At 62.7% G+C, this 11,476-nt stretch carries 9 protein-coding genes; 6 read left to right on the top strand and 3 right to left on the bottom strand.

The genetic code is table 11. The annotated features are described in order from the left end of the window. Nucleotides 1–146: 146 nt before the first annotated feature. From QRN04_RS16485 to QRN04_RS16475, 3 genes are all read right to left on the bottom strand, one after another. On the bottom strand, nucleotides 147–980 hold the full coding sequence (locus tag QRN04_RS16485) for an alpha/beta fold hydrolase (RefSeq protein ID WP_284977109.1): 834 nt from the start codon (nucleotides 978–980) through the stop codon (nucleotides 147–149). A gap of 63 nt (nucleotides 981–1,043) precedes the next feature. Further along, a complete protein-coding gene (locus QRN04_RS16480) occupies nucleotides 1,044–1,892 on the bottom strand; it encodes an alpha/beta fold hydrolase (RefSeq protein ID WP_284977108.1) in 849 nt (282 codons plus the stop codon). 9 nt (nucleotides 1,893–1,901) lie between these two features. Next, nucleotides 1,902–2,798, bottom strand: coding sequence for an alpha/beta fold hydrolase (locus tag QRN04_RS16475; RefSeq protein WP_284977107.1), 897 nt, complete (start codon nucleotides 2,796–2,798; stop codon nucleotides 1,902–1,904). Between the two features lie 57 nt (nucleotides 2,799–2,855). Between QRN04_RS16475 and lysS the strand changes: the two genes are divergently transcribed. The 6 genes from lysS to QRN04_RS16445 all read left to right on the top strand — a co-directional run bounded on the left by lysS (nucleotide 2,856) and on the right by QRN04_RS16445 (nucleotide 11,449). Beyond that, the gene (gene lysS, locus QRN04_RS16470) at nucleotides 2,856–4,385 is read left to right on the top strand and encodes a lysine--tRNA ligase (RefSeq protein WP_284977106.1); all 1,530 of its coding nucleotides are present in this window, start codon (nucleotides 2,856–2,858) and stop codon (nucleotides 4,383–4,385) included. A gap of 2 nt (nucleotides 4,386–4,387) precedes the next feature. Then, on the top strand, nucleotides 4,388–4,561 hold the full coding sequence (locus tag QRN04_RS16465) for a hypothetical protein (RefSeq protein WP_284977105.1): 174 nt from the start codon (nucleotides 4,388–4,390) through the stop codon (nucleotides 4,559–4,561). A gap of 131 nt (nucleotides 4,562–4,692) precedes the next feature. After that, entirely contained in the window at nucleotides 4,693–5,019 is a 327-nt protein-coding gene (locus tag QRN04_RS16460; protein ID WP_284977104.1) for a histone-like nucleoid-structuring protein Lsr2, read from the top strand. 370 nt (nucleotides 5,020–5,389) lie between these two features. Then, entirely contained in the window at nucleotides 5,390–7,882 is a 2,493-nt protein-coding gene (locus QRN04_RS16455) for an ATP-dependent Clp protease ATP-binding subunit (protein WP_284977103.1), read from the top strand. Nucleotides 7,883–7,989: 107 nt separating this feature from the next. Then, nucleotides 7,990–9,225, top strand: a complete 1,236-nt coding sequence (locus QRN04_RS16450) for a glycosyltransferase (RefSeq protein ID WP_284977102.1) — start codon at nucleotides 7,990–7,992, stop codon at nucleotides 9,223–9,225. 79 nt (nucleotides 9,226–9,304) lie between these two features. Continuing rightward, entirely contained in the window at nucleotides 9,305–11,449 is a 2,145-nt protein-coding gene (locus tag QRN04_RS16445; RefSeq protein WP_284977101.1) for a S9 family peptidase, read from the top strand. Nucleotides 11,450–11,476: the final 27 nt, after the last annotated feature.

Below are 11,476 nucleotides of genomic sequence, written 5' to 3'. Positions count from 1 at the left end.
TGCACCCGGGAGGGTGTGGGAGAGTAGGACACCGCCGGACAACCATTCAACCGGGCAGCCCCGACCACACGGTCGGGGCTCCCCGCATTTAACACCCAAAACACAACCGGTATGCCCGGGCCATCAGCGCCCAGGCAGCACCGAACCTAGCCCGAGAAGAACTCGGACAGCTCCGTGATCAGCTTGTCCGGGGCCTTGTTCGGCCCGTCGTGCCCAAAGCCGGGGAGGATGGTGTAGCTGGACCCGGACAGGACATCGTGGATCTGGCCGCAAGCGACGCCAAAGTAGGCGGGGCTCTTTTCGCCCACCACGATCAGGGTTTCCAGGGGGAGCTCCAAGAAGGGCTCTGCAGGCATGTCCGCCGCTATGACAGCCTTGATCTCACGGACACCGCACGTCATCAGCTCCCGCATCTGCTTGCCCAAGGGCGTACCCGCAGCAAGCTTCGTTGCCAAGGTCAACATAGAGAGCGGCATGCGCGCGAAGGCGCCGCCGGTTTCGACGCCCTTGATCAGCACGGCCAGGCCGCGATCGTAGTCTCCAGCCGCCGTCGCCCGTTCATATTCGGGCGTCCAGTCGGCCTTCACACTGTGATTGACGGATACTGCGGGGTCGTAGACCGCGAGCCGTTCCACGGGCAGCGTACGGGCTGCATGGAGTGCCACGGCGCCCCCGAAGCTGTGCCCGAAGACGTCTGTGCTCGAGGTGTGCTTCATCACCGCGTCCAAGTCACGGATATCGGCTTCAAGGGTGTAATCCTCGGCCTGTGGGGATGAATCACCGCGGCCGCGACGGTTGAAAGTGTGGACTGGCCGGCCGAGCGCTGTGCTGAGTTTCTGCGCGAAACGCGTGTAATCGGCAGCAGTAACTACGGACGCTGGCACAACAACGACGCCGGAACCTTTCGTTGCCAGGTCACCACCGGTGGTGAGTACTTCGAGGTGTCCGCCGTCCGGGGTGATGATGATGTCGCGCGTCATGACTTGAGCCTATCGGAGCCACCTGACTGCCGACAGCCGCCCCGCTCCTATGTATATAACCGTTCAGGCCCTGAAGTAGTCCGAAATGTCCGAGACAAGTTCCTTGACCGCCGCGGGGACGGATCCGTGGAAGCCTTTGGGCGATACTTCCAAGGTGCTCCCCGGGACGGCACGGTTCAGTCGGGCGGCGGTGACTTTGTAATACTCCGGGCTCTTTTTGCCCACCATGAAATGCGTGCCGCGGGGGAGAACGGAGAAGTCAGTACCGGAAGCTTCGAAAGCGGCTTGCAGTTCGCCGACGCCGGACGGCAGTAGTTCACGGAACACCTTGTTGACCTTGGTGCGGGAAACCACCGCCATCAGCCCAGCCAGGACCGGCTCGGGAACGCGGGCAAGGGCCGTTCCAGGGTTCATGCCACGTTTCATTCGGACCATGGCGCGGTTGATGTCGCCCTTGTTGACCGCGTCGGCAAAGCCTTTCAACCAGTCCGTGTCCATGCTTCCGTCGATGTTCACAGCGGCGTCGTACACGGCGAGCTTCTCCGGTTGGTGGCGCGTGCCGGCAAACGCGTGCGCAGCGTTTAATGCCACGGAACCGCCGAGGCTGTGACCCAGGATGTTCCGTGCCCCGGTGGCGTCCATGATGGTGCGCACATCGGCGATCTCGGTTGCCATGGAGTAGTTGTGGGGTTGGTCCGTTGACTTTCCGCGGCCCCGGCGATCGTAAACGTCTACGGCCCAATCGTTCCCTAGTCCTTTGGTCAGGGCCACGGAGAACGGCCGGTAGATGAGCGCGGTGAGGAACGCGCCTCCCACGATCACTACCCGTCGATCGCCGGGTGCGTGTTGGGCGCCGTAGCTGTATAGGGCAAGCCTGCCGCCGTCGTGCGTCTTGATCTCGCGTTCCTTCACCGGAACATCTTAGGTGGCTGCGGCGGCTTCTCCGGGGATGCGGTTCCCGGACAGGAACCGGGCCACACGTACGGCCAGGCGCCTCCCCGGGCGCAGCGGGCCTTCATGAAACTGGAACGGAACGATCGCCAACTCGATGGCTGGGACCGCCGCGGCCAAGGCGCGGCCCGTTTCGGCGAAATATGCCGGGCTCCAGCCGCCGCTCAGCATCAGGGTGGGGGTGGTAAGGCCCATGAAATCCTCCAGCGTCCCGTCGGCGGCGAGGACTGCGCGCATCTCGACGACGGCGGTAGGCAGCAGCGACCGCATCTCCAAGCCCAGCCGCGTCCGTGCCGAGAGGACACTGAGCGTCCTCAGAGCACCCATGGGCAGGTATGAGATGGGACCAGCGGTTCCCAGGCCTTGGACGAGGTGCGCCCAGGCATTGTCTAGCTGCCCCGCGGTGACAGCAGCCTCCAATTCGGGGCGCCAACGGCCGCTGAGGCTTCCGGCGAGGGACACCGCAGCGTCGTAGGTGACCAGCCGGCTGATCTTTCCGCGGCGGGCCGCCTGTAAGCCCACGAAACCGCCATAACTATGGCCAATGACATCCGTGGACCCGGTCTTGTCCATCACTGCGTGCAGATCGGCGATCTCGGTCTCCACGGAATATCCGTGCGGCTGCGGCGCAGAATGGCCGCGGCCCCGCCGGTTGTAGGTGTGGACTGGGCGCTCCAGGAGGAGGCTCATGGTGCGCGCGAACGGCCAGTAAAGGGAATCAGTCACCAACGTGCCGTGGACAAGCACGACGCCGGGCGGTTCAGTGGGTGCCTTCGAGCCCGGAAGGGAAGCACCCGACGCAGCCCGGAACGTGTGCACTTCGAGGTGGCCACCGCCGTCGTCCGTTTCAACTGTCCATGTCTCCACAGGGTGAGTCTATGCCCGGGAAATCAGGGCTCGTAATCACCGGTAAACTTAAGGACTGTGACTTCCGCAAACACCACCGCCCCCAGCACTTCCGCAGAGCCCCTCGATGCCAGCGAACAAATGCGCATCCGCATGGACAAGCGTGCCAAGCTGCTTGCCCGCGGCGCGGAGGCCTACCCGGTGGCTGTGGAGCGGACACATTCCCTTAGTGAAATCCGCGAAAAGTATGCGCACCTTGAGGCCGACGAAACAACCGGCGACGTCGTAGGCGTCACCGGCCGCGTCGTGTTCGTGCGCAACACCGGCAAGCTGTGCTTCGCCACCCTTCAAGAAGGTGGTGTTGACGGCAAGGGAGTGCGCCTCCAGGCAATGCTGAGCCTGGCCAACATCGGTGAGGAATCCCTGGCCGATTGGAAGGCCCTGGTAGACCTTGGCGATCACGTCTTTATCAAGGGCGAGGTTATTTCCTCCCGCCGAGGCGAACTCTCCGTCATGGCCGACTCATGGTCCATGGCTTCAAAGGCGCTCCGCCCGCTTCCTGTGCTGCATGCCGAGCTGAACGAGGAAACGCGGGTCCGGCAGCGTTATGTGGATTTGATGGTCCGCGAAGAAGCGCGCGAAATGGTCTACAAGCGAGCTGCGATTACGCGCTCGGTGCGGGACACGTTGGATCGCCACGGGTATGTGGAGGTTGAGACGCCCATTTTGCAGTTGGTTCACGGTGGCGCTACGGCCCGGCCCTTCGAGACCCACATGAACGCCTTCGACCAGAAAATGACGCTCCGCATTGCCACGGAACTATTCCTCAAGCGGGCCGTGGTGGGCGGCATTGACCGTGTCTATGACATGGGCAGGGTTTTCCGTAATGAGGGCGTGGACTCCACGCACAGCCCCGAATTCACCACCCTTGAATGCTATGAAGCGTGGGCGGACCAGTTCGTCATGGCCGAGCGTATGAAGGAAATCATCCTGAATGTCGCCGACGTCGTTGGTACACGAACCATCCAAACCGAGTCCGGTGAAATAAACCTCGACGGCGAATGGGCTTGGGTTTCCGTGTACCCGGGTCTCTCCGAAGCCGTGGGCCAGGAAATAACGCCTGACACCACGGTGGAGGAATTGGTGGCCCTCGCTGCCAAACACCAGGTCAAGGTGGACTCCAAGTGGGATGCCGAGAAGCTGGTGGTTGAGTTGTTTGGCGAGATTGTGGAACCGACACTGCTCAACCCCACCTTTGTTTACGACTACCCGCCGTCCGCCCAGCCTTTGGCCCGCCCTCACCGGGAAGACGGGCGCTTGATCGAGGCGTGGGACTTGATCATCGGCGGTATGGAGCGCGGTACGGCATTCTCCGAGCTGATCGACCCCGTGATCCAGCGGGAACGCCTTACCGAGCAGTCGCGGCGTTCGGCCGCAGGAGATGACGAGGCCATGCAGTTGGATGAAGACTTCCTGCGTGCACTTGAGTACGGGGCGCCGCCAATGGGGGGTATCGGGTTGGGCATCGACCGCTTGGTCATGCTGTTCACCGGTGCGGGCATCCGTGAAACCATATTGTTCCCCTTGTTGAAGCCCGAAGGACATTGATCATGGATTACATCGCAGTTCTGGCGCCCTCAGTGGTGGTTGGATTGATCTTCTGGTTCGCCATGAAGTCGATCTTCAATGCCGACAAATCCGAACGCCAAGCCGAGGCACGGGCGCAAGCTGAAGCCGATTTGGGAAATTCAGGCCCAGCGCCGCAGGGCCCCACCACTAAATAGCCCAAAATTCGCAAGGGCCTTAACGGGAATCCAAATGTGCCTTTGACGTGTGCCGTGGGCGTGAACGATAATCAGAAATACGGAGTCGGGGGAATTTCTGATTATCCAACCCTCCAAAAGAGAGGCTACTCATGGCACAGAAAGTAAAAATCATCCTCGTCGATGACCTGGATGAAGGGGACGCGGACGAAACGGTCCGCTTCGGCTTGGACGGCGTGAGCTACGAAATGGATCTGTCCACCGCCAACGCTGCATCATTGCGCCAGGCTTTGGAACCCTTCGTTGCCAAGGCCAGGAAAACATCCTCGGGCCGTGCCACGCGCGGCCGTGCGACCACTCCGCGCAACCAGGATTCAGCGCAGATCAGGCAATGGGCTCGTGACAACGGCTACACGGTCAACAGTCGCGGACGTATTCAGGCTGAAATTCAGGAAGCCTACCAAAAGGCAAATTCCTGATTCACCGCATGAATGCCCCGGCACACGGTGCCGGGGCATTCGGCTTTAACTTCCGAAAGTGCGTTGCCGCTCGTCGCCAACCTAGGAATTTCCTGTGAATCCCGGTGCTCGCCACCGATGAATTGCTCCTATATACGGTGACGTTAGGCCTGTAGGAGCCATCCGAATGCGATTTGGGAATGCCCGGGCGTGACAGGCGCGCGCCGGCGCAACCCGGCGCCCGAGGATCCCACCGTCCGCCGTCCGGGGTCAAGGCCTCCAGCGCGATTTATTCCAGCGCCGGCCCATGTTTCCCCTGTGGCGAACACGCCCCAAAAGTGCTGCTCCTCCACGTAGAGTCAAAGTACGTCGTAGCTAGGAGTGTGGCGAAATGTTTGAGAGATTTACGGACCGTGCCCGTCGCGTGGTCGTCCTTGCCCAAGAAGAGGCACGGATGCTCAACCACAATTACATCGGTACCGAGCACATCCTCTTGGGTCTGATCCACGAGGGTGAAGGCGTTGCAGCCAAAGCGCTCGAGTCCCTGAGCATTTCGCTCGATGGTGTTCGGGAGCAGGTACAGGAGATTATCGGCCAGGGCCAGCAGGCTCCATCCGGTCACATCCCCTTCACCCCCCGCGCCAAGAAGGTGCTGGAGCTCTCGCTCCGCGAAGCACTGCAGCTCGGCCACAACTACATCGGCACTGAGCACATCCTGCTCGGCTTGATTCGCGAAGGCGAAGGCGTGGCAGCCCAGGTGCTGGTCAAGCTTGGTGCAGACCTCAACCGGGTCCGCCAGCAGGTTATCCAGCTGCTCTCCGGCTACCAGGGCAAGGAAACCGCAGGCAGCGGCTCCGGCCAGGGCCAGCCGGAAGGTACCCCTGCCGGTTCTGTGGTGCTTGACCAGTTCGGACGCAACCTGACCCAGGCTGCCCGCGAGAACAAGCTCGATCCTGTGATCGGCCGCGAGCAGGAGATGGAGCGGGTCATGCAGGTCCTGTCCCGTCGCACCAAGAACAACCCTGTGTTGATTGGTGAGCCCGGCGTGGGTAAGACCGCCGTCGTCGAAGGCCTCGCCCAGGCGATCGTCCGCGGCGATGTACCGGAGACCATCAAGGACAAGCAGCTGTACACGCTTGACCTTGGTTCGCTGGTTGCCGGTTCCCGGTACCGCGGTGACTTTGAAGAACGCCTCAAGAAGGTCCTCAAGGAAATCCGCACCCGTGGCGACATCATCCTGTTCATCGACGAGATCCACACCCTCGTTGGTGCCGGTGCTGCCGAAGGCGCCATTGATGCTGCGTCCATCCTGAAGCCAATGCTTGCCCGCGGTGAACTCCAGACCATTGGTGCCACCACCTTGGATGAGTACCGCAAGCACATCGAAAAGGACGCTGCACTGGAGCGCCGTTTCCAGCCGATCCAGGTCAAGGAGCCCTCCGTCGCCCACGCGATCGAGATCCTCAAGGGCCTGCGTGACCGCTACGAGGCACACCACCGCGTAACGATTACCGACGGCGCCCTCGCCTCAGCCGCGCAGCTGGCCGAACGCTACATCTCGGACCGCTTCCTTCCGGACAAGGCTATCGACCTGATCGATGAAGCCGGTGCACGGCTGCGCATCCGTCGCATGACTGCTCCTCCGGAGCTCAAGGCCATGGATGAGCGCATTGCGGACGTCAAGATGGAGAAGGAATCCGCCATTGACGCCCAGGACTTCGAAGGTGCTGCCTCGCTGCGCGACAAAGAGCAGAAGCTCATTGCCGAGCGCGCCGAGAAGGAGCGCAACTGGAAGTCCGGCGGCATGGACGACATTTCCGAGGTTGACGAGGACCTGATCGCTGAAGTTCTTGCGAACTCCACGGGCATCCCGGTCTTCAAGCTCACCGAGGAAGAGTCCTCGCGCCTGCTCAAGATGGAAGACGAACTGCACAAGCGCGTCGTCGGCCAGGACGAGGCCATCAAGGCGCTGTCCCAGGCTATCCGCCGCACCCGTGCAGGCCTGAAGGACCCCAAGCGTCCGGGTGGCTCGTTCATCTTCGCCGGCCCCACCGGCGTCGGCAAGACCGAGCTCGCCAAGGCACTCGCCGAATTCCTGTTCGGTGAAGAGGACGCCCTCATCACCCTGGACATGTCCGAGTACTCCGAGAAGCACACGGTTTCGCGTCTCTTCGGTGCTCCTCCGGGCTATGTCGGCTACGAAGAAGGCGGCCAGCTGACCGAGAAGGTCCGCAGGCGTCCGTTCTCCGTGGTCTTGTTCGATGAAGTTGAGAAGGCCCACGCGGACCTCTTCAACTCGCTGCTGCAGATTCTGGAAGACGGCCGCCTGACCGACTCCCAGGGCCGCGTAGTGGACTTCAAGAACACTGTGATCATCATGACCACCAACCTTGGTACCCGCGATATCTCCAAGAGCGTGGCCACTGGTTTCCAGTCCGGCACGGACACCCAGACCGGCTACAACCGGATGCGGGCCCGGGTCACGGAAGAGCTGAAGCAGCACTTCCGCCCCGAGTTCCTCAACCGCGTTGACGACGTCGTGGTGTTCCCGCAGCTGACCCAGGACGAGATCATCGAGATCGTGGACATGTTCGTGGCCCGCTTGGAGCGTCGCCTCAAGGACAAGGACATGGGCATCGAGCTCACCACGGCCGCGAAGGTCCTCTTGGCTACCCGCGGTTACGATCCCGCAATGGGTGCCCGGCCGCTGCGCCGTACCATCCAGCGCGAAATCGAGGACCAGCTGTCCGAGAAGATCCTGTTCGGCGAGATCCACGCCGGCGACATCGTGGTAGTGGATGTGGACGGCGAAGGGGATGACGCCAAGTTCACGTTCGCAGGCAACGCCAAGCCCCGCATCCCGGAGATCGCTCCGACTGCGTAAGGTATCAGTAAGGCATAACCGCATCAACACGGCGCCCCGTCTATTCCGCGAGGAATGGGCGGGGCGTTCGCGTTGGTGGTTCTAATCCATTATCGAAGTGAGGGTCAATGCGGGTGCTCATGGTTGCGCCGGGGACACGGGGTGATGTTGCGCCCATGGCCGGCTTGGGAAGCCGCCTCCAGGCCTTGGGCTACGAGGTGGCCATTGCCGCTAACCCGCCCTACGCCGGCCTGGTTCTTCAGTCCGGATGTGAGTTCAGGCCGTTGCCTGGTGACCTGGCTGAACTGATCAGGCACCCAAGGCCCGGGGCAAAAGAATCCCCAACGGACTTGCTGACTTTCTGGCGCAAGCTCGGCGAGTATATGGATAAGGCGGCGAACGGGACGCTGGCCGCGGTGGAAGCGGGCGCTGACGTCATCATGGCCAATTCAGTGTCGCCCTATGCCTACGACATTGCTGAGGCCTTCGGAATTCCCGTGCTCGGCGCCCACTTGCAGCCCACGGAACCAAGCACGGCCTACCCACCCGTGCTTATGGGCTTGGGCAGGAGTTTGGGCGCGGCAGGCAACAAGATCATCGGCGAACGCGCCGCTGCGGGCCCCGCACCTTATGACGCCCCCAGTGCGCGCATGCGTAAAGCTTTGGGCCTTAAGAGGCAAAGCCGAGCGGCTGCCGAGCGCCGCCGCAGGAACGCTCTGGCAACCATTCTCTATGGCATCAGCCCCACCGTCCTGCCGCGCCCAGCGGATTGGCACCCGGGCTTGGTCATGGCCGGCTACTGGTGGCCCGCTACGGGTCAACGCTGGCGGCCCTCCGCAAATCTGGTCGACTTCCTTGCCGACGGCCCGCGCCCGGTCTTCGTCGGCTTTGGAAGCAGCGCGGACATGGATCCCGATTTTATCCTCGAGGCCACCCGAAGGGCGGGCGTGAGGGCAGTGGTGCAGGGTGTGGATGAGGTGCTTGGTGATGACGCGATCGGCGTCGGAAATGTCCCGCACGAGTGGCTTTTCCCGCGCGTGGCGGCCGTGGTTCACCACGCAGGGGCCGGAACGACGGCGGCGGCCTTGCGTTCGGGGGTGGCGACTGTGGGCGTCCCGGTCTACACGGATCAACCGCTGTGGGCTTCCAGGGTTGCGGATTTGGGGGCTGGCCCGGCACCGATTCCCTATAAAAAACTCACTCCGGAGCGCCTTGGTGGGGCTATCGACCGGGCCGTCCTCACGCCGTCGTACACCGCTGAAGCCACGCAACTTGCGAAAAGGATCGCGACAGAAGACGGTACCGTCGCTGTGCTCAAGGCCCTCCGCCACCTCCCATCCAAGTATCAAGCGCAGCCCACATGAAGTGGAATATCTGAAAGTACTGTTTCACTCTGAGTGAACCGCGCTGTGATTGAAGCCACAATGAGTGTTGAATCTGAGCATGGAACCTGCTGATAACCCTGCCGCGGACCGCATCCCCGAAACGCCTTTCCACGACATGGACTACTACCTGTCCATCCCAAGGGTCAGCGGCCTGACGCTCAGTCCGGACGGCAAGCGCCTGGTTACCACCGTAACCACCCTGAATGGCAAGGGAACCGAGTTTTCCACGGCACTGTGGGAGGTGGACCCTTCCGGCAACAACCGGGCACGACGGATCACCCGCAGTTCCAAGGGCGAGGCAGGTGGGGTCTTCGCATCAACCGGGGATCTCTACTTCACGTCCTCCCGCCCCGCTCCCGAAGGCCCCGATCCCGAAAACCGCGAGGCCGACCCCGTCAACGGATTGTGGCTCCTGCCCTTCGATGGTGGAGAGGCCCGGTTGGTTCACTCCCGGCCCGGCGGCATCAGTTCCGTCATGGCCGCGAGTGCCGCCGACGCCATCTTCGTCAACGCCCCGGTGCTCGCCGGATCAACGGATGAAGAAAACGACGAGGAACGCCGCAAAATCCGCAAGGATCACAAAGTCTCTGCCATCTTGCACACCGGATACCCGGTGCGCTTTTGGGACGCCGACCTGGGCCCCGCGGAACCCCGTCTCTTCGCTGTTGAAGCCGGCGAAGCGATGGAGCCGGGGAAACCGTCCACCGTGGACAACACCGCGCCGATCCGGCTACGCAACCTGACATCCGGCGTCGGGGGTTCGTTACGCGAGGCCAAGACGGTTGTGAGCCCCGATGGCCGGACCATCTACACGAGCATGGCAAAAGCGCTCGCCAAGGCGGACAGCCGGCAGGTGTTGGCCGCCGTCGACGTCGCTAGCGGCGAAGTCAAGGTGCTCCTTGACCACGAAGGCATGAATTACTTCCCCGGGCCGGTCAGCCCGGACAACCAGTGGCTGGTGGTGGAGAGCGAAACTGACACGACGCCAACCCAGGCGCCGCAGGTGAAGCTGCACTTGCTCCGCGTCTCGGGCGGTGAGGCGGCAGGGGCCGGCACCGGAGACGGGAACGCGACCTTGGCCCCGCTGGCGCACCATTGGGACCGCTGGCCCAGCGCGCTTGGTTGGCTCCCGGACGGCAGTGCCATCTTGGCCACCGCGGACGACGACGGCGCGTCGCCGGTTTTCCGGGTAGACGTCACCGACGGCCGGGTTACGCGGATGACGGACGACGGTGCAGCGTATTCCGACGTCGTGGTTTCACCGGACGGACTGACGGCCTATGCTCTGCGTAGCTCGTACGAGTTCCCCCCGGAGGCGGTTCGGATCGACGTCGCCAGCGGCGCAGTTTCCCGGTTGCAGGGGCCCGTGGAGCGCCCGGGGTACCCAGGCAAGCTTGAGCGTGTGGAAACCACGGCCGAGGACGGTTCCCGCGTTCCCGCGTACCTTGCCCTTCCCGAAGGGGCCTCCGCGGAGAAACCGGCGCCCCTCCTGCTGTGGATCCATGGCGGGCCGTTGGGGTCTTGGAATGCGTGGACGTGGCGTTGGAACCCGTGGCTCCTTGTGGCCAGGGGGTACGCGGTACTGCTACCCGATCCTGCCCTCTCCACAGGGTACGGCCAGGACTTCATCCAGCGAGGGTGGGGGGAGTGGGGCAAGAAGCCGTTTACCGACCTCATGGCGATCACCGACGCGGTGGTGGCACGGGCCGACGTCGACGAAACCCGGACTGCCGCGATGGGTGGGTCATTCGGTGGTTACATGGCCAACTGGGTCGCCGGACAAACGGATCGGTTCAAGGCGATCGTCACCCACGCCAGCCTGTGGGCCCTTGACCAGTTCGGTCCCACAACGGACGCCGCCCAGTACTGGCTCAAGGAAATGACCACGGACATGGCGTTGGAGAACTCGCCGCACCTGAACGTGGCCAACATCAAAACCCCCATGCTCGTGATCCATGGTGACAAGGACTACCGGGTACCCATCGGGGAAGGTCTTCGGCTTTGGTATGAGCTCCTGTCTTCCTCGCAACTGCCTGCTGAGGAGAATGGGCAGGGCCCGCACCGTTTCCTGTACTTCCCGGATGAGAACCACTGGGTGCTGCAGCCGCAACATGCCAAAGTCTGGTACGGCGTCGTCGAGCACTTTTTGGCCAAGCAGGTGCTGGGTGAGGATGTGCCCCTGCCCGAGGAACTGGGCTTGTAACACCAAGAGGCGGAGGCCGGGCGGTAG

Origin of the sequence: Arthrobacter sp. efr-133-TYG-104, from assembly GCF_030208915.1 — a bacterium.
Lineage (GTDB): Bacteria > Actinomycetota > Actinomycetes > Actinomycetales > Micrococcaceae > Arthrobacter.
Note: the sequence above shows the minus strand (reverse complement) of the source record. Positions and strands in the feature narration are given on the sequence as shown.

Excerpts from the sequence above, each read along its gene's own strand:
- QRN04_RS16450 (WP_284977102.1), top strand. The coding sequence starts at position 7,990 with ATGCGGGTGCTCATGGTTGCGCCGGGGACACGGGGTGATGTTGCGCCC.
- QRN04_RS16460 (WP_284977104.1), top strand. The coding sequence starts at position 4,693 with ATGGCACAGAAAGTAAAAATCATCCTCGTCGATGACCTGGATGAAGGG.
- QRN04_RS16445 (WP_284977101.1), top strand. The coding sequence starts at position 9,305 with ATGGAACCTGCTGATAACCCTGCCGCGGACCGCATCCCCGAAACGCCT.
- QRN04_RS16465 (WP_284977105.1), top strand. The coding sequence starts at position 4,388 with ATGGATTACATCGCAGTTCTGGCGCCCTCAGTGGTGGTTGGATTGATC.
- QRN04_RS16485 (WP_284977109.1), bottom strand. The coding sequence starts at position 980 with ATGACGCGCGACATCATCATCACCCCGGACGGCGGACACCTCGAAGTA.
- QRN04_RS16455 (WP_284977103.1), top strand. The coding sequence starts at position 5,390 with ATGTTTGAGAGATTTACGGACCGTGCCCGTCGCGTGGTCGTCCTTGCC.